Genomic DNA, 18,749 nt, shown 5'->3' with positions numbered 1-18,749 from the left:
TTGTGCGCGCGGCAACGTGAATGATCCGTCCGATCGAGCGGCAGTTCGCCTGATGGTGAACGGCTCGTGTCCTATCAAGAGAAAGCGCCCGGTAGTCAGTGACTGTCATCGCAAGGGGCTTACAAGGAGTTAGTGTGGATTTTCTGAATGCCATTCCCATGGAAACCGACCAGTTGTTCGAGCTGGCGTTGTGGTGGGGCGGAACCCTGTTGTCAGCACTGGCCGTGCTGGTGTTCGGGATGTGGGTGGCCAAGCGTCTGACCCGCTGGGTCACCTCGCTGTTGCAACGCAAGAGCATGGACGAGGCGGCGGCAGGCTTCGTCGGTCAGATCGCCTACGCGATTCTGGTGGTCATGGTGCTGCTGACCGCGCTGGATCAGGTGGGGGTCGATACCACGTCGATGATCGCGGCGCTGGGTGCGGCGGGTCTGGCCATCGGCCTGGCACTGCAGAGCTCACTGTCCAATCTGGCCTCGGGCTTCCTGCTGGTGACGCTGCGTCCGTTCAAGAAGGGCGATTACATCGAGGCCGCCGGGACGTCCGGCAGCGTCGACCAGATCACCATGCTGCAGACTCGTCTGGTGACGCCGGACAATCGCAAGGTCACCGTGCCCAACTCCAGCGTGATGTCCCAGACCATCACCAATTATTCGGCACTGCCGACACGTCGTCTGGATCTGGTGGTCGGGGTCAGCTATGACGACGACATCCGTCAGGTCAAGGCGGTGCTCGAGGAGCTGGTCAACAGCGACGAGCGCATCATGAAGGAGCCGTCCTACCTGATCGCCGTGGCGGAACTGGCCGACAGCTCGGTCAACTTCAACTTCCGCATGTGGTGCCAGGCCTCCGACTACTGGGCACTGAAGTGGGACATGACCGAGCGCATCAAGCTGACCTTCGACGAGCGCGGCATCAGCATCCCCTATCCGCAGCGCGATGTGCATATCCATCAGCCGGGCAGGGCGGCCGAGTAAGCCACCTGTCCTCGCGTGATGGCATGCCATGCCATGACATGCCGTGATATGACACAAAAGAACGCCACCTTCGGGTGGCGTTCTTTTGTGGCGCGAGTCAGCTACTCTCGAGTGTGGCAGTGGTTCATCCTCCAGGACCGGGAGTGTCGTCTCTTGTACATGATCATGGATCTGACTCGTCGCCAACGTCGCCAGGCGTGGCACCTTCTGCTTGCCAGCCTGGCCGTGCTCGGCATCGGGCTCGTGCCGCTGTTAAGCCAGCAGGCCCTCTATCTGGATGACATGAGTCGTACCCTGGATGGCTACTTCGGATGGGGGCTGAATGCCCGCCCGGCCGCGGAAGGCGTGATGCGCCTGCTGGGCTTCGGGGGAGAGCTTGTCAATGTCGCGCCCTTGCCGCAGCTGGCGGCCTGGGGCATCGCGGCCGGTATGGCGCTGGTCTGGTGGCGTCGGGTGCCGGGACTCTCGCCGGGCGTCTGCGTGCTGGGCAATGCGCTCATCTGGCTGACACCCTTCACGCTGCAGAACTTCAGCTATGCCTATGACAGTCTGCCGATGAGTCTCGGGCTTGCCAGCGCGATGCTGGCCAGCCTGATCCTGCGCCCGGGTGTCCACGGGCCGGGGCAACGTTCGCAGCGCCGCTGGCAACCTTCATTGATGGCGCTGGGATTGCTGCTGCTGGCCCTGTGCTGCTACCAGCCGGCGCTGAACGCCTTTCTGGTACTGAGCCTGCTGGACGCCCTGATGGGGTCGCGCCCGCGCGGGGTCGAAAGGAGAGAGGCTGAAGAGAGAAATACCGAAGAGAGGAAGTTCGAAGAGGGAAAGACCGAACAGAGTGAATCGGTATGGCGCGCCTGGCTTGCGCTGCTGCAGCGCGGCGGACTGGTGCTGGCTGCCTTGCTGCTCTACCTGCCGCTGTCACGACTGCTGGTGGCGGGCGACTACAGCCAGCAGCACGGCGAGATGCTGTCGCTGGAGGATCTGCCGGCGCTGCTGGCCGCCTTGGAGCAGCATCTCGTACAGGCACTTGCCGCCCTGCGTGGCGGACTGGATCTCGTCAGCGGGGCACTGAGTGGCAGCCTGCTGGTGGTAGCGCTGGGGGCGGCGCTGATGACAGCAGGCCGGCGGCATGGCGCACGCCAGGTGTCCTCGCGCCAGCTGACGCTGGAGCGTCTGAGTCGTCTGCTGTGGGCGCTGCTGCTGATACCTGCACTGTGGGGGCCGATGCTGATGCTGGCGGAGCCGGTCTTTCACTCGCGCACCCTGGTGGGCTGGGGGGCACTGCTGGGCGGTGCCCTGATGCTGAGCCTGGCGGGCCGGCAGGCGAGAGCCTCCGAGCGCTTCACGCTGCGGCGCTGTCTGCTGGCGGTGGCGGCACTGCTGTTGCTGCGTCACTGGTTGATCTTCGCGGCCTGGAGCAATGCGCTGGCCGCCCAGCAGGCCCATGAGACCCAGCTGGCGCGTGAGATCGTCACCCAGGCACGTGAGCTGGGACTGCCGATCACCTCACCACGTGACCGCGACACCTATCGGCCCCATGACGAGCTGGCGGTGCAGGTGCTGGGGAAGGCGCCGCTGGCACCGCTGGTGCGAGTCGCTGAGCGTCAGGTGCCCGCCGTGCGCCAGAACCTGATCGCCGCCTTCACGCCTGACAACTATTGGGCTGTGGTGAGATTGCGCATGGCCGGTGCCAGTGCGGCGACCCTGCTGCGCGATGATGAGCGCAAGGCCAGTATCAAGGAGCCGCCTGTCTGTGACGAGCGCGCGTCAGTGGATGCCCCGGGAGATGAGGGGGGATCGCCGAGAATCTTCACCCAGACCTTGCGGGAGGGTGTCTGGGTGATCGACTTTCGCACCGCCGAGAACTGTCGCCGAGCAGACGTGAGACCCTGACGTGCGTCCAGGCGCTTGCCCAGACGCTTATCCAGACACGACAACGCCGCCCCGAGGGGCGGCGTTGTCGTGTCTCACGGCAGATCATGCTGCCGAGTTTGATCAGGCGTGGTTCTCGACCTGTTCGAATTCGTCGGTGATCTCATCGCTCGGCGCTGCGGTCATGATGCTGACCACGTAGATGGCGATGTAGGCGAAGATGACGCCCGGCACGATCTCGTAGAGGTCGAAGATGCCACCGGACAGCTGCTTCCAGACCACCACGGTCACGCCACCGACGATGATGCCGGCCAGAGCGCCGAAGCGGTTCATGCGACGCCAGTACAGCGACATGATCAGCGCCGGACCGAAGGCCGCGCCGAAGCCGGCCCAGGCGTAGGACACCAGGCCCAGTACGCTGGAGTTCGGGTCCAGTGCCAGCACCCACGCGATGATGGCGATGCCGATCACGGCGAAGCGACCGACCCACACCAGCTCGGACTGGGTCGCGTCCTTCTTGAACAGCGCCTTGTAGAAGTCATCGGCCAGCGCAGAGGATGACACCAGCAGCTGGGAGTCGGCGGTGGACATCACGGCAGCCAGGATGGCGGCCAGCAGCACGCCGGCGACCGCCGGGTGGAAGATGAAGTTCACCATGACCATGAAGATCTTCTCGCTGTCGGCCAGATCCTTCGGCACGTAGACGAGACCCAGCAGGCCGATGCAGATGGCGGCGAACAGCCCCAGTGCCGACCAGATGACGGCGATGGTGCGTGCGGTGCCGACATCCTTCTCGCTGCGGATGGCCGCGAAGCGCGCCAGGATGTGCGGCTGACCGAAGTAGCCCAGGCCCCAGGCCAGTGACGAGATGATGCCGACCAGTGTCAGGGCTTCACCGGTGGAGGCGTCACGGAACCATTCCAGCAGCAGCGGGTTCTCGGCGGTGATGCGCGAGCTCGCTTCTGCCACGCCACCCATGTCGGTGAGCGCGACGATGGGCACCACGATCAGCGCGGCGGCCATCATCAGACCCTGGATGAGGTCGGTCCACGACACGGCGAGGAAGCCGCCGAAGAAGGTGTAGGACACGATGGCGATGGTGCCGACGGTCACGGCGATGGTGTAGTCGAGGCCGAAGACGGTCTCGAACAGCTTGCCGCCCGCCACCAGACCGGAGCTGGTGTAGAAGAGGAAGAACAGCAGGATGAAGACGGCCGAGATGACACGCAGCATCTTGGAGTTGTCACGGAAGCGCTTCTCGAAGTAATCCGGCAGCGTCAGGGAGTCGCTGGCGACGAAGCTGTAGATACGCAGGCGCTTGGCGACGATCAGCCAGTTGAGCCAGGTACCGGCCAGCAGGCCGATGCCGATCCAGGCAGCGGACAGACCACTGAGGTAGGCCGCGCCCGGCAGGCCCAGCAGCAGCCAGCCGGACATGTCAGAGGCGCCGGCGGAAATCGCGGAGGTCCAGGGGCCCAGTGAGCGGCCGCCCAGGATGTAGTCCGACATGTTGGAGGTGCGCTTGTAGGCCAGCAGGCCGATGCCAAGCATCACCGCCAGATAGACGGCAAACGTGATGAGAATTGTGGGGCTATTTTCGACCATCGTGGAGTAAATCCTTTGCATTTATTGTTGTCGGACGTCGAGCGTTCCGATAATCCCGGAGGAGATGGCACCGCCTGGTGCATCACCGCCATGGCCCTGAGCACCTACCGAATGTCACCGTCCTGCAAGGGCTGGTGCCATTCTGTATATGTTCAGACTAGCGCATAAACGAATCATCTGAAGCCTCTCCGTCCCCGCATGTCGCCGTCGAATCAAGCAGGAGAACGGCAACGGACACCGCAGGGCACTTGGCGGGCAGGCCAGTCAATCGGCCTGTCTGCCAAGTGGCATCCCTGTCGGTGTCCGAAGCACACCCCTCGTGCTGCAGAGAGGGTGTGCCAGGCATCGTCCTGATGCCCATTGCCTGACTACTTCATGCACGTCCGGCATGCAGTCCTCTGTCAGGCGGGACCGATGCTACTCGTCGTGCAGGCCCGTCATGCCGAGCCCGTCACCGGCGATAGCGCCGATCATTCGTCGCCCATGGCCAGAAGAGACGCGTTGCCGCCGAGTGCCGTGGTGTTGATGGTACGGGTCTTCTCGGTGGCGAAACGGTGCAGGTAGTGGGGGCCGCCGGCTTTCGGACCGGTACCGGAGAAGCCCTGACCACCAAACGGCTGTACACCCACCACTGCGCCGATGATATTCCTGTTGACGTAGACATTACCAACACGAATTTTCTGTGCAACTGCATTAGCAAAACTTTCGTTTCGGGAATGCACACCGAAGGTCAGGCCATAGCCCAGGCCATTGATGGTATCGATGACCTTGTCGATATCGCCGCCTTTCCAGGTGGCGATGTGCAGGATCGGCCCGAACTGCTCGCTTTCCAGGCTGTCGATGCCGTCGATGCGCAGCGCGATCGGCGCGACGAAGGTGCCTTCGGCGGTGTGCGCCGGGTCCATGCGGGCTTCCGCCACCACGCGGCCCTGGGCACGATATTCCTCGATGTGCTTGAGCAGACCGGCGCGTGCCTCTTCATCGATGACCGGGCCGACATCAGTGCCCAGGTCGCGTGGATCGCCGATCTTCAGCTCATCCATCGCGCCCTTGAGCAGGCCGATGACGCGCTCGGCGACATCTTCCTGGACGTAGAGCACACGCAGGGCGGAACAGCGCTGCCCGGCGCTCTGGAAGGCGGACTGCACCACGTCATTGACGACCTGCTCCGGCAGGGCGGTGGAGTCGACGATCATGGCGTTGAGGCCACCGGTCTCGGCGATCAGGCTCGGCAGCGGGGCATTCTCACGAGCCGCCAGAGAGCGGTTGATGATCTGGGCCGTCTGGGTGGAGCCGGTGAAGCAGACGCCGGTGATGCGCGGGTCGCTGGAGAGCACGCTGCCCACGGTCGGGCCATCGCCTGGCAGCAGCTGCACGACATCCCGCGGCATGCCGGCTTCACGCAGTAGCTCGACGACACGGTGCGCGACCAGCGAGGTCTGCTCGGCCGGTTTGGCGACCACGGTGTTGCCGGTGACGGCCGCGGCGACCATCTGACCGCAGAAGATCGCGACCGGGAAGTTCCACGGGCTGATGCAGGCGAACACGCCCTTGCCGCCCAGCACGATCTCGTTGTGCTCGCCGGTCGGGCCACGCAGGACGGTGGGGGCACCGAAGTCGGCACGCGCACGGTTGGCGTAGTAGCGGCAGAAGTCGACGGCTTCGCGAATCTCGGCGATGCCATCGGTCAGAAGCTTGCCGCCCTCGCGGGAGCACAGGGTCATCAGCTCCGCGGTATGGGCTTCCATCAGATCGCCAAAGCGCTCGAGGATGGCAGCACGCTCCTCGACCGGGGTCATCTCCCAGCGCGGGAAGGCGGCCCAGGCGGCGTCGATGGCGCGGGAGGCTTCATCGGCGCTGGTCCATTGCACGTGGCCCACGGTGACGCGGCGATCGAACGGGCAGGTCACGGCCTGACGTCGTTCGGCATTGGCGTCGACATCGAAGGCCAGCTGCGGACGCACGTCGTAGGTGCTGTCCATGAACCTGGCCATCTCGTCCATCAGCGGCTGGTACTGGCTGTTGATGTTCAGATTGATGCCGCGTGAGTTGCGACGGCCCTCGCCATAGATATGCGGCGGCAGGGCGATACGCGGATTGTGGTAGGTCTTGAACTGGGACAGCGTGGTGACCGGGTGAACGCACAGGCTCTCGACCGGCACGCGCGGGTCGACCAGCTGGTGGACGAACGAGGAGTTGGCGCCGTTCTCCAGCAGGCGACGCACCAGGTAGGGGAGCAGGTCCTTGTGGGCACCGACCGGCGCATAGATACGGCACCAGGTCCCTTCGGGAGCGCGCTTGAGGGCGGCGTCGTACAGCGCCTCGCCCATGCCGTGCAGACGCTGGAATTCGAACTGGCGCGTCTCGCCTGAGTTGGCCACGTCCAGAATGGTGCTGATGGTGTGAGCGTTGTGGGTCGCGAACTGCGGATAGATGCGGCCACGGGTGTTCTCGGACAGCAGGAAGCGCACGCAGGCCAGATAGCTGACATCGGTGGAGGCCTTGCGAGTGAAGACCGGATAGCCGTCGACCCCCAGCTCCTGGGATTCCTTGATCTCGCTGTCCCAGTAGGCGCCCTTGACCAGGCGCAGCGGGATCTCGTCACCCTGCAGGTCGGCGATGCGGTTCAGATACTGAAGCGTCGGCAGAGCGCGGGTGGAGTAGGCCTGCACCACCAGACCGAACTTGCCCCAGCCGCGGCAGGTGTCGCTCTCGTAGACGGCGCGGAAGACTTCCAGCGACAGCTCGAGGCGATCGACCTCTTCGGCATCGATGGTGATGGCGACTTCCAGCTCGCGCGCGATGCTGACCAGTTCGCGCACGCTGGCGACCAGCTCTTCCAGAATCTGCTCGCGACGGCCGAATTCATAACGCGGGTGCAGGGCGGACAGCTTGATGGAGACCGACGGTGACGGCGTCGCGGCCTTCAGCTTGCGAGAGGTCTCGCCCACGGTGCGAATGGCGCGCGCGTAGTCATCGAAGTAGCCCTTGGCATCGGCACGCGTGCAGGCGGCTTCGCCGAGCATGTCGTAGGAGTAGGTGTAACCCTTCTCGAACTGCGGCTGGGAGCGCTTGAGCGCTTCCTTGATGTCACGGCCCAGCACGAACTGCTTGCCCATGATCTTCATGGCCTGATACATGGCGCGACGGATGACCGGCTCGCCCATGCGGTTGACCATGCGATTGATGAAGGTCGCCGGCTTGCCGTCATTCTTGGGCAGATCCATCTTGATGACGTTGCCGGTCATCAGAAGGCCCCAGGTGGAGGCATTGACGAACCAGGACTCGCTCTGGCCGAGGTGGGATTTCCAGTCGGCCACGCCCAGCTTGTCCTCGATCAGCGCATCGGCGGTGTCCTTGTCCGGAATGCGCAGCAGCGCCTCGGCCAGGCACATCAGCAGCACGCCTTCCTGGGTGTCGAGGCTGTATTGCTGCAGCAGCTCGTCGATGGAATCGACGGCGGTGTCCATGGTGCGAATCTCGCGGACAAGCTCCGCGGCCTTGTCACCGACACGCTTGATGTCGGCATCGTTGACGTCCAGCAGCTTGACCAGCTCAGCCACGAAACCATCTTCGTCGACCAGATAGTGGTCGCTGACCCGTGAGAACAGCTTGCTCGGATCGCGTTGCCAGGTATTCGGCGCCAGAATCTCGTCGGCACGCAGCACCGTCTCGCCCAGCGGGCAAGCGGTACGCGGCGTTTCCTTGAGGGAATCGGACGGCTGGGTAGTGGCCGGAACGGCCGGAGTGACGGTGGTCATTGAGCAAACCCCCTGCTGCTGGGTGGCATTACGCCAGATAGGATTGCCGGGCACGATGCGCGAAGGTGATGCGAGGCGCATCCGGGCGGGACATCGGCACGTCTTGTTGGATACCGGTGAATGTAGGGTGGTGCAGGGGGGCGGGTCTTTCCAATTTCTCGGCTGCGCGTGTCAAATCCACGGGCGTGGCGTGAAACCTGCCGCCATCTGCGACCTTCGTCGAAAAGCATGACGTCAATTGCTGTGAACTTGTTAGACCAAGGTCGGAGTGTCCTGTGTCAGATCCCTGCCGGTCACGCTCTAAGGACAGCGCCCCTGGCCGGGGCTTGCGTTCAGGGCTTGTGATCAGCGCTGGCGTTCAGCGCTTGTGGTCAGAGCTTGCGATCGGGAGACGCTGGGTGGGGGCGTTCAGGACTTGCGCAGTGCGGAAGGCGGGAAACCGAGGTGCTTGCGGAAGGCGTGCGAGAGTGCGCTCTGATTCGCGAATCCGCAGCGCTCGGCAATCTGCGACAGGGAGAGGTCGCTGCTGTCCAGCAGATGGCGCGCTTCGTCCAGGCGGCGGCGCAGCAGGTACTGATAGGGCGAAAGCCCCGTCAACACGCGAAAGCGCTCACTGAAATGCTGTTCGGACAGGTGGGACTGACGTGCCAGATCCGCCACGCTCAGTCGGCGATGCAGGTTGGCATCGATGAAGCGGTTCAGGGCGACCAGATCCAGCTGGCGGCCGGTGCCGTTCAGGGCGCTCATCGGCTCGGCGATACGCGAGTTGAGGCAGGCGAGGAAGGTGGCAGCCAGCAGGTCGCCGGGGGCCTGCTGATAATCATTGACCTCGGCGAGCATGAATTCCAGATAGCCGCGCAGCCGGGTATCCAGCGTGAAGAAGCGCGGGCGCTCGAACAGACGCTTCAGGTCACGATGCTGACCGGTCAGATAGGGCGCGTCATCCGGCAGGTCCAGAATCAACTGGCGATTCTCGCCGATGCCCGCGTAATAGTGCACGTGGTCTGCTGGCACGATACAGCCGGTCAGGGGGCGAATCTCGCCGCCCTGGCCCTCGATCTCGAATTCGGCCAGCCCATCCAGCCCGATCACCAGCTGGTGGTAGCTGTGATCATGGTGTTCCCGCAGGTTGGAAAGCGGGATCAGGCGCATCTCGCTGTTGACCATCAGGCGCGGGTCTCCGCCACGCCCGTGCGGGCGCGCAGGTGTCCCAGCAGGACGTTGAGTTCCTCACGGCCCTCGCGGGAGAACAGCGCGCCGCCCTGCGCCAGTTGCCAGGGTCTGGCGTGCTTGTCGAAGATGCCCTGACAGCGGCGGCGCAGGCTTTCCAGATATTCATCATGACGAATCGGGTAGCCGATCACGCTATGCCACTCGTTCTCGTTGATCTCGCCGCTGACCGCCTGATCCAGCACGCGGGCGATATCACTGAAATCGGTACGAAATCGCGGTGTGCGCGACATCATGAGCAGAGCGACAGTGCCGACGCTGACGATCAGGCAGACCACGAAGGTAATGATGAAGATGGTCATGAGCGAACCTTGTGCGGGCAGAGCCGAGGGAATGATGGGGCATTCTACCACGCCTGTCCGGCGCCATCGTCAGTCCGGCGTGTCGGGTGATGTTCTGTCTGGCAGAACGATATGGCATGATTCTCGCGACATCCGCAGGGTCATGAGTGACCCGTCCATCCAAGGGGAATGCCGAATCATGGCCAATCAACGCGTGGAAGCGGTCGAGCGTGCCTTGACCCTGCTGGAAGCCTTCACCCCCGAGACGCCTCGTCTGACGCTCAACGAGCTGGCCCAGGCCAGCGGTTTCTACAAGAGCACGATTCTGCGTCTGATGGGCTCGCTCGAGCATTTCGGCTACGTGACGCGTGACAGCCATGGAATCTATGCCATCGGCGCGGCGCTTGGGCGCTTCGCCGAGCTGGCACCCGGACTCGATGCCCGCGAGACCCTGCAGCGTGGCTGGCTGGCACGCCTGCATGCGGCCAGTGGTGAGACGGCCAGCCTGCTGCTGGTCGAGCATGGCCCGGCTGCGCAGGCGCGTCCCGTCGAGGGACTGACCCGCCCCCGTCAGGCGATCTGTCGCTATGTTCGCGTCAGTGAGGCGCCGCTGCGCCATCAGCTGGAGGAGGGGGAATGGATCGAGGAGGCGCTATCCGCCTTGCTGCATCACTGCATCGACAGTGGCGAGATCGAGGTCGGTGAGGCCGCAGGACTGACGGTGGCAGCCCTGGCCGTGAGCGTCGCCCCGCATCACGATGAAGGCTTGGGCCCGGCGGAAGTCATCATGCTCAGCGGCCCATCGGCTCGCCTGACGCCCGGCCAGGCACGGCAGCTGATGCAGGAGTGGCAGCAGAGCGCCAGGTGAAGAGGAGGGCTGAATGACACGACGCCCCCGCCGGGTAACCGGCGGGGGCGTCGTGTGGTTGGCCGTCTTCCCTTTGCAGGAAGCGCTTGCCTCAGGCGTCGGTGGCGGCCTTGGCGGCCCCCATGCGGCGACGCAGGATGGGGCCGACGATCACCGGCAGCAGCAGGCCGGCGATGGCGATGCACCACAGGGTCACGGCCAGCGGGCTGCCGATCAGGATGGTCCAGTTGCCGTCGGACAGCTGCATGGCGTGACGCAGGTTCTTCTCCATCTCCGGGCCCAGCAGCATGCCCAGGATGACCGGTACCAGCGGGATGTCCAGCTTGCGCAGGAAGTAGCCGGCGACCCCGAAGGCGACCATGAAGTACAGGTCGAAGGCGGAGTGGCTGATGGAGTAGATGCCGACGAAGGCGACCATCGTCACCACCGGCAGCAGGTACTTGGGCGGCACGGACAGCAGCTTGACGAAGATGCCGACCATCGGAATGTTCATCAGCAGCAGGATGACGTTGCCGATCAGCAGTGCCGCGATCACGCCCCACACGATGTCACCGTGCTGGGAGAACATCAGCGGTCCCGGGGTGATGTTGAGCGAGATCAGCATCGCCAGCAGTACCGCAGTGGTACCGGAACCGGGCACGCCCAGTGTCAGCATCGGCACCAGGGCACCGGAGGCCGCCCCGTTGTTGCCGGCTTCCGGCGCGGCGACCCCACGCGGGTCCCCTTCACCGAAGTGACCTTTCTTGCCGATGATCTTCTTTTCCAGGGTGTAGCTGATGAAGCTGCCCAGCGAGGCCCCGGCGCCCGGCAGCACGCCGGAAATGAAGCCCAGCACCCCGCCACGGAAGGCGGTCGGCAGGATGGCCACGATGTCCTTGAGCTTCAGGGTCATCTTGTTCATCGCGATCATCGCCTTGCCTTCCCCGGCGTGCTGCTCGATGAAGAACAGCAGTTCCGAGATGGCGAACAGACCGACGATGGCGATGATGAAGTCGATGCCTTCATACAGCTCGAGAATGTCGTAGGTGTAGCGCTGGGTGCCGGTGGAGGCATCGATGCCGACGGTGGCGATCATCAGGCCGATGGCCGCCGCCATCAGGGTCTTGACCGGGTTCTTGCCGGTGATGCCACCCAGGGTGGCGAAGGCCAGCACGAACAGCGCGAAGTACTCCGCCGGGCCGAAGGTCAGCGCGAAGCTGGCCAGCCACGGTGCCATCACGATCAGGCCGATGGTGGCGATCAGGCTGCCGATGAAGGAGGCGATCGCCGAGATGGCCATCGCTTCGGCGGCCTTGCCCTTCTGGGCCATCGGATAGCCATCGAGACAGGTCATCATCGCCGGCTCATCGCCCGGGATGTTGAGCAGGATCGAGGAGATGCGCCCGCCGTACATGGCACCGGCGTAGACCGAGGTCAGCAGGATCAGCGACGTCTCCGGGCTCAGGCCCAGGGTGAAGGCCAGCGGAATCAGGATGGCCACGCCATTGGCCGGGCCCAGACCCGGCAGGGCGCCGATCAAGGTACCGAGGAAGGCACCCAGCACGGCAAACATCAGATTTTCTGGCTGCAGGGCGATGCCGAAGCCCTGCATCAAGAAGCCAAGACTTTCCATTACGCCACCTCCAGAATGCCCAGCGGCAGTGGTAGCTCAAGCACGAAATTGAACAGGGCGAAGACGACGATGCCGCCGACCAGCCCCGTGGCATAGGCCTTGAGCGGCGTGGCCCCCATGCGCCAGCACAGGGTGCCGACCGCAGCGGTGGTCGTGACGATGAAGCCCAGCGGCTCCAGCAGCGCGGTGTAGAGGCACAGGATCACGATCGCCAGCACCATCTCGGCGCCGGTGCGGCTCCACGGCCAGTGCTGGTCAGGGTCAGGCCGCAGGATCAGGTACAGACTGCTCAGGCCCAGCACGATGGACAGCACGGTAGGGAAGGTTTCAGGACCGATGGACTCGGCCCCACCGAAGGGTTCGGGGAACTGCTGGGCACCCCAGCCGTACGCGACGGCCAGGGTGAGCATCAGCAGACCAAAGATGCGGTCATTCATCAGCGAATCAGCCCAATGTCCTTGGAGAGCGTCTGGATGTCCTTGATCTGCGCCTTCACGAAGGCATCAAACTCGGCACCCGATTTGTGGAACGGCATAAGGCCGCTCTTGGTCATCACGTCCTTCCATTCATCGCTGGTGTAGACGTTGTCCAATGTCGTGGTCCAGTACTGCTCGGCGTCATCGCTGATGTCGGCCGGCATGTAGAAGCCACGCCAGTTGGGCGCGACGGCATCGATCCCCTGCTCGCGTGCGGTGGGGACGTCAGCCAGCTTGCCCGGCAGGCGCTCTTCGGAGAGCACGGCCAGTACCTTCAGATCACCGGACTCCATGAAGCCCTGGATCTCGGAGATGTCACCGGTGAAGGCCTGCACGTGGCCGCCGACGACCTGGGTAATCGCCTCACCGCCGTTGTTGTAGGACAGGTAGGAGACCTTGGGCAGGTTCTCGACACCGGCTGCCTGGGCGGCGATCAGTACCTTGAGGTGATCCCAGCCGCCTGCCGCACTGCCGCCGGCGAACTTGACGGATTTCGGGTCTTTCTTCAGCGCCTCCATCACCTCGCTCAAGGTGTTGTAGGGCGAGTCCTTGGAGACGGCGATGGCGCCGTAATCCGCGCCCAGTGCGCCGATCCAGTTGACCTGATCCTGATTCATGCCCGGGAACTGACCCTGGGCCAGACGCGTGGTGGTCGCGGTGGACGCGGCCACCAGCAGCTGCTCATCACCGGCGCGCTTGGAGACGGTATGGGCGAAGGCGACGCCACCACCGGCACCGGCCATGTTGATGGTCTGGACGTTGCCCGGCACGTATTCGAGATCAGACAGCAGCTTGCCGACGCTGCGGCAGGTGAAATCCCAGCCGCCGCCCGGGTCTGCCGGTGCGATGCAGTCGACCTTGCCCTTGGGCTCGAAGGCGAGGGCCTGGGCGGACATGGCGGTGACCACCGCGGCGGTCAGGAGTTTGAGAGACAGATGGCGTGTCATGGCGACCTCTGATGTCGTTGAGCTTGTTATTGGTATGCACTCTTTGCGCTGGCAGGACAGTGGCGGGCTTCGTCTCCCGGTTTCCTGTCAGCAACCTTACAGTTCTGTAAGGCAGAACTTTATTCTGTATGGTGAAATTAGTCCCCTCGGCCCTGCCTCGCAAGATCACCATTCGTCGCACCGACCTTGGTCGAAAGACGCCTCCCTGCACCAGGGCGGTGCATTGAAGGGACTTCGACGGTGTCCTGCTATCGGTCATGACGGCATGGCATGTCGTGAATGAGACCTCATGCGGCGTTGCAGCAACTGCAGCGCCGGCTGGCGAGGGCTAGCGTGTAGCCGAAGCCCGCCATCGCCTGACGACGAGCGAGGGGCAAGGAACAGGAGGCGTCATGGTCAAGGTACTGGGGGGAGTGTGGGCGTTGTTGCTGGGGATCGTGCTGATCATGCTCGGCAACGGCATGCACTTCACGCTGATCGGCCTGCGTGGCGCCATCGAGGGCTTCTCCTCGGCGGAGCTGGCGATCGTCACCTCGGGATACTTCGTGGGGTTTCTCTCCGGGGCACGTTATACCCCGGTGCTGATCCAGCGGGTCGGACATGTGCGGGTGTTCGCCGCGCTGGGCAGTTTCATCTCGGCGGCACTGATCGCCTTGCCACTGCTCACTGAGCCCTGGGCCTGGACCCTGCTGCGCATGTTGATCGGCTTCTGCATGTCCGGCATCTATGTGACGGCGGAAAGCTGGCTGAACGCGGCGGCCAGCAACGAGACCCGTGGCAAGGTGCTCTCGGCCTACATGATGGCGCAGACCCTGGGCATCATCGGGGCCCAGGGCCTGCTGACGCTGGGGGATGCCGCGACTTCCGTGCTGTTCATCTGCGCCTCCATTCTCGTGTCGGTCTCCTTCGGCCCCATCCTGTTGTCGGCGGTCGTGGCGCCCGTGGTGGAAGTCTCGCGGGCCATGTCATTCGGTCAGCTGTTCCGGGCCTCGCCGCTGGGGGCCATCGGCATCTTTCTGCTCGGTAGCGTCTACGCCACCCAGTCGGGGATGGGCGCGGTATTCGGCACCCAGATCGGCCTCTCGGGGGCTCAGATCGCGCTGTTCATCGCCACGCTGTTCGCCGGCGCGCTGGTTCTGCAGACCCCCATCGGCTGGTTATCGGACCGCATGGATCGCCGAGTGCTGATCGGGATTCTGGCCGCCGCCGGTGCAGCGTCCTGCGCACTGGGCTGGATGGCGGGAGATGCCCTGTGGCCGTTGATCGCCGCCGCGTTCCTCGCCGGTGGGGTGACCACGCCGCTGTATGCCCTGCTGCTGGCCTTCACCAATGACTCGCTGTCTGCCGAGGAGATGCCGGGCGCCTCGGGCGGGCTGGTCTTTTCCTTCGGACTCGGTGCCATCCTCGGGCCGCTGGCGGCAGGGGGCGCGATGGAGATGCTCGACCCCCATGCCTTCTGGCTGGTGCTGGCCGTCACCTTCGTGGCCATCTCGCTATATGCGCTCTATCAGGTCACCCAGAAGGCGAGAGTGCCGCTGGAGGACACCGACAGCTATCTGAATATCCTGCCGACGGCGTCACCGATGGCGGTGGAAGTGGCGGTGGAGTGGGCGCATGAACATGCCGAGGACGAGCAGGAAGCGCTGGCGGCAGCTGAGGCGGCCGCACAGGAAGAGGCCTTCGAACATGAACTGGAGGAAACCTTCGAGGAGGCGCTGGAAGAGGCTCTCGATGAGGCCTTTGCGGCCAATGAGACGCCAGTGGACATTCAGGGCGCTGCTGATCAGAGCGCCATTGATCAGAGCGTTATTGAGCAGAGCACTATTGATCAGAGCGGTATTGAGCAGAGCATTATTGATCAGAGAGACGGCAGAAAAACCCCCGCCGCAGCGAAGTCAGATAGGACAGACTCCGCCGCAGCGGGGGGATCAGACGAGCCGGCGTGGCAGACATCTACGTCTCACGACGCGCTCAAGGCCCAGTGGCCGCCCTCCACGCCCTGAGGTCCGCTCAGTGAGGGGCGCGTCTCACGCTTATCTGCGACGACAGGCCGTCACAGCAGGCCCAGCTCACGCGACAGTTGCTCCACATCGCTCACCTGGCGGGTGATGAAGGTCTCCAGCGGCTTGCCGGACTTGTGGAAGGGCATCAGGCCGTTGTCCTGCATCACCTGTTGCCACTCGGGCGTATCCGCCATGCGGTTGAGGGTCTGCTCCCACCAGGCAAAGGCGGCATCGGAGACGCCACCCGGCAGATAGAAGCCCCGCCAGTTGGGGGCCACCACGTCGATGCCCTGTTCGCGTGCGGTGGGAATGTCGCCGTACTGGCCGGGCAGGCGCTCTTCGCTGAACACGGCCAGCAGGCGCAGATGGCCTGACTCGACGAAGCCGCGGGCCTCGGTCATGTCGCCGGTGAAGGCCTCCAGGTGGCCGCCCATGACCTGGGTGATGGCCACGGAGCCGGAGTCATAGGCCAGATAGGGCAGGGCGCGCAGATTCTCGATTCCCGCCTCGCGTGCGGCCATCAGCACCTTGAGGTGATCAAAGCCGCCCGCGACATCTCCCCCGGCAAAGCGGATTGATTTGGGGTCTGCCTGCATGGCGCTCATCAGGTCGCCCAGGGTCTGGTAGGGGGAATCCGCGGCCACCGCGATCACGCCGTAATCCGCGCCCAGCGTCACCAGCCAGCGCACGTCGTCTACCTTGCCGTCCTGATAGGCGTGCTGCCCCAGGCGAGTGGTGGTGGCGCTGGAGGCCGCCACGATGACCTGCTCATCGTCATGGCGTTTTGACTTCACGTGCGCGAAGGCGACACCCCCGCTGGCACCGGGCACATTCAGTGTCTGCATGCCGGCGGGAATCAGATTCTGCTCATCGAGAAGGCGTGCCACGCTGCGACAGGTGAAGTCCCAGCCGCCACCGGGCCTGGCGGGGGCGATACATTCGGTCTTGCCCCTGGGGGCAACGTCATCGACCGCGCTTTCCTCGGCGGAGGCGCTCAATGGTGTCATCAGGCCAAGACTCAGCAGCAGGGCAGCGGGCAGGGCGCCGGCACGATGAGGCGCAACAAGGCGAGAATGCAGGCGGCGCAGCAAGGTGCGGCGGGCAGGCAAGGTGGCGTACATGGCAGGGTGTCCTTGGGTGTTCAGCGTCGATCGTTATGGTTATGTCGGCCAGGGCGGCGTGTCTTCTGCGGCTGGCTTGCGTACTCGCGGGTTCTGGCATGGTGAGTCATTGCGAGAGTACGAATGAACGAAAATAGCCTATTTCCGCACCCAGCGGAAAGGCGCAGGGCTGAGGCGTCCTGGCAGGAATCGGCATTTCCCCAAGCCTCTCTCCTCAAGGTGGTCCCGGGATTGCTAGAATTGCGCCATCAGGCTGTGATGAACGTTCCGCGATCTCCCAGCCGCCGCCTTTCATTGAGGAGACGGGCCATGACCCTTACCCCGCGCATGCATGACTTTCTCGCCCGCCTGCCCAAGGTGGAGCTGCACCTGCATATCGAGGGCTCGCTGACCCCTGCGCTGATGTTCGAGCTGGCGGCGGAGCAGGGCATCGCCTTGCCCTATGCCACTCTGGAGGAAGTCGAGGCGGCCTATGACTTCGCGGATCTTCCCGCCTTCCTCGCGCTCTACTATCAGGGCATGGGCGTGCTGAATGACGAGTCGCATTTCTACCGACTGGCGCAGGACTATTTCCGCCGCGCGAGTGCCGATGGCGTCAAGCATCTGGAGCTGTTCTTCGACCCCCAGGCGCATCTGTCACGTGGCGTGAGCCTGGCTACCCAGTTCGCGGGGCTGGAGCGCGCCTGTCGTGAGGCAGTGAAGGAATTCGATATCACCTCGGCCCTGGTGCCGAGCTTCCTGCGTTGCCACTCCGCGGAATCTGCACGCGAACTGTTCGAGGCGCTGATTCCCTTCGAGTCACGCTTCGTGGGGGTCGGGCTGGACAGTGCCGAGATCGGCAACCCGCCGGAGAAGTTCACCGAGGTCTTCCAGCTGGCGGGGGAGCGCGGCTGGCACCGTGTCGCTCACGCCGGCGAAGAGGGGCCGGCTGCGTACATTCGCACCGCGCTTGAGGTGCTGGGGGTGGAGCGTATCGACCACGGGGTGCGCTGCCTGGAAGACCCGGCGCTGGTCGCGGAACTCGCCGAGCGGCGTATCCCGCTGACGGTGTGTCCGCTCTCCAATGTCGCGCTCAAGGTGGTGGAGCGCATGGACGACCACCCGCTGCCCAAGCTGATCGAGGCCGGGCTCAACATCACCCTCAACTCGGATGACCCGGCCTATTTCGGCGGTGGCATGCTCGACAACTTCATCGCCGTGCAGCAGGCGCTGGAGCTCAGCGAGACGCAGTGGCTTACCCTGTGCCGCAATGCCATCGACGCCGCCTTCCCGCAGCGCGCCGAAGGCCTCGGCATGAGTGACACCCGCCGTGATGTGCTGCTGGCGCAACTCGATAGCTGCGTGGCGTGACGCAATTAACACTGACGCTTGAATACTGAATGTAATCAACGGCTTGGCCACCAACATCGCCAGCATGACGCCGCCTGCGGCAAGCGCTCCATCAGATGTTGCTTGACCGTGCTAAGTCGTTGAGTACAATGCAGTTCTGGCGTGCGCAATGCACCGCCCTGCGGGTGTAGCTCAATGGTAGAGCAGAAGCTTCCCAAGCTTAAGACGAGGGTTCGATTCCCTTCACCCGCTCCAGATTCTTCAAAAAGCCTCCCACTCGGGAGGCTTTTTTACGATTCCCTCCTTTAATCTCTATGAATCTCTATCAGCCCTGGTATCCCGTTGTTAGCATTATGGATAAAGAGCAAACTATCCATTCTTTCAATAATATCCTGACGTTCTGAGTTAGCCCAAGTAACCCATTCCCTACCAGCCAGAACTATATCTTCACAGAACTTATCTACTTGTAATTGTAAAATATTTCCATTTACCATATTTCTATGAGCTGACCCCCAATTAGGCGGTTCTATAAAATGAAACTTTTCGAGTGTATGTTTGGCTTTTTTCTCGAGCTCGGCACCACCTGCATGTAAATAACTGCACCTTAAACCATAGCAGTCCTCATCACTCAAGAATATGTGGCCGTCAAGTGCAGCTCCCTTTCCAGTAT

Annotated in this window: 14 protein-coding genes and 1 tRNA gene; 6 read left to right on the top strand and 9 right to left on the bottom strand. The window is 63.6% G+C overall.

The genetic code is table 11. From position 1 onward, the window contains the following. Positions 1-134 precede the first annotated feature (134 nt). Positions 135-974 carry a mechanosensitive ion channel family protein gene (locus ACZYGA_RS03765; RefSeq protein ID WP_240499561.1) on the top strand — a complete coding sequence of 280 codons (840 nt, stop codon included), beginning with the start codon at positions 135-137 and terminating at the stop codon, positions 972-974. A gap of 165 nt (positions 975-1,139) precedes the next feature. Beyond that, positions 1,140-2,867 carry a glucosyltransferase domain-containing protein gene (locus tag ACZYGA_RS03760; RefSeq protein ID WP_479398367.1) on the top strand — a complete coding sequence of 576 codons (1,728 nt, stop codon included), beginning with the start codon at positions 1,140-1,142 and terminating at the stop codon, positions 2,865-2,867. A gap of 102 nt (positions 2,868-2,969) precedes the next feature. On the opposite strand, the gene putP is transcribed toward ACZYGA_RS03760, so the two are convergent. The 4 genes from putP to ACZYGA_RS03740 all read right to left on the bottom strand — a co-directional run bounded on the left by putP (position 2,970) and on the right by ACZYGA_RS03740 (position 9,744). Next, on the bottom strand, positions 2,970-4,451 hold the full coding sequence (gene putP, locus ACZYGA_RS03755; RefSeq protein ID WP_077372611.1) for a sodium/proline symporter PutP: 1,482 nt from the start codon (positions 4,449-4,451) through the stop codon (positions 2,970-2,972). 470 nt (positions 4,452-4,921) lie between these two features. Beyond that, positions 4,922-8,212, bottom strand: coding sequence for a bifunctional proline dehydrogenase/L-glutamate gamma-semialdehyde dehydrogenase PutA (gene putA, locus ACZYGA_RS03750; RefSeq protein WP_479398365.1), 3,291 nt, complete (start codon positions 8,210-8,212; stop codon positions 4,922-4,924). Between the two features lie 408 nt (positions 8,213-8,620). Then, positions 8,621-9,379: an AraC family transcriptional regulator gene (locus tag ACZYGA_RS03745; RefSeq protein ID WP_077372614.1), complete on the bottom strand. Its 759-nt coding sequence runs from the start codon at positions 9,377-9,379 to the stop codon at positions 8,621-8,623. Continuing rightward, a complete protein-coding gene (locus tag ACZYGA_RS03740) occupies positions 9,379-9,744 on the bottom strand; it encodes a hypothetical protein (RefSeq protein WP_077372617.1) in 366 nt (121 codons plus the stop codon). Before ACZYGA_RS03740 ends, ACZYGA_RS03745 begins: the two co-directional genes overlap by 1 nt. Before the next feature lie 178 nt (positions 9,745-9,922). Between ACZYGA_RS03740 and ACZYGA_RS03735 the strand changes: the two genes are divergently transcribed. Beyond that, complete coding sequence (locus ACZYGA_RS03735; RefSeq protein WP_167593032.1) at positions 9,923-10,591, top strand: helix-turn-helix domain-containing protein; 669 nt, start codon at positions 9,923-9,925, stop codon at positions 10,589-10,591. Positions 10,592-10,682: 91 nt separating this feature from the next. On the opposite strand, the gene ACZYGA_RS03730 is transcribed toward ACZYGA_RS03735, so the two are convergent. Genes ACZYGA_RS03730 through ACZYGA_RS03720 form a run of 3 tightly spaced genes read right to left on the bottom strand, consistent with a single transcriptional unit; the run spans position 10,683 to position 13,626 of the window. Next, a complete protein-coding gene (locus ACZYGA_RS03730) occupies positions 10,683-12,203 on the bottom strand; it encodes a tripartite tricarboxylate transporter permease (RefSeq protein WP_479398363.1) in 1,521 nt (506 codons plus the stop codon). Next, positions 12,203-12,640, bottom strand: coding sequence for a tripartite tricarboxylate transporter TctB family protein (locus tag ACZYGA_RS03725; RefSeq protein WP_077372626.1), 438 nt, complete (start codon positions 12,638-12,640; stop codon positions 12,203-12,205). The genes ACZYGA_RS03730 and ACZYGA_RS03725 overlap by 1 nt, the downstream gene beginning before the upstream one ends. Next, positions 12,640-13,626, bottom strand: coding sequence for a Bug family tripartite tricarboxylate transporter substrate binding protein (locus tag ACZYGA_RS03720; RefSeq protein WP_084209024.1), 987 nt, complete (start codon positions 13,624-13,626; stop codon positions 12,640-12,642). The genes ACZYGA_RS03725 and ACZYGA_RS03720 overlap by 1 nt, the downstream gene beginning before the upstream one ends. Positions 13,627-14,018: 392 nt before the next feature. On the opposite strand from ACZYGA_RS03720, the gene ACZYGA_RS03715 reads away from it, so the two are divergent. After that, on the top strand, positions 14,019-15,629 hold the full coding sequence (locus ACZYGA_RS03715) for an MFS transporter (RefSeq protein WP_404624643.1): 1,611 nt from the start codon (positions 14,019-14,021) through the stop codon (positions 15,627-15,629). A gap of 50 nt (positions 15,630-15,679) precedes the next feature. On the opposite strand, the gene ACZYGA_RS03710 is transcribed toward ACZYGA_RS03715, so the two are convergent. Continuing rightward, complete coding sequence (locus ACZYGA_RS03710; RefSeq protein WP_479398361.1) at positions 15,680-16,750, bottom strand: Bug family tripartite tricarboxylate transporter substrate binding protein; 1,071 nt, start codon at positions 16,748-16,750, stop codon at positions 15,680-15,682. A gap of 309 nt (positions 16,751-17,059) precedes the next feature. On the opposite strand from ACZYGA_RS03710, the gene ACZYGA_RS03705 reads away from it, so the two are divergent. After that, positions 17,060-18,100: an adenosine deaminase gene (locus ACZYGA_RS03705; protein ID WP_479398360.1), complete on the top strand. Its 1,041-nt coding sequence runs from the start codon at positions 17,060-17,062 to the stop codon at positions 18,098-18,100. Positions 18,101-18,260: 160 nt separating this feature from the next. Beyond that, a tRNA-Gly gene (locus ACZYGA_RS03700) sits at positions 18,261-18,334 on the top strand. A 50-nt stretch (positions 18,335-18,384) separates the two neighbouring features. On the opposite strand, the gene ACZYGA_RS03695 is transcribed toward ACZYGA_RS03700, so the two are convergent. Next, positions 18,385-18,749: hypothetical protein (locus tag ACZYGA_RS03695; protein WP_479398358.1), on the bottom strand; the 365-nt coding region annotated here is incomplete at its 5' end.

The sequence above is a fragment of the Cobetia sp. BL01 genome (assembly GCF_056493605.1).
The sequence above is the reverse complement of the archived record's forward strand: the minus strand, read 5'-3'. Positions and strand labels throughout refer to the sequence as shown.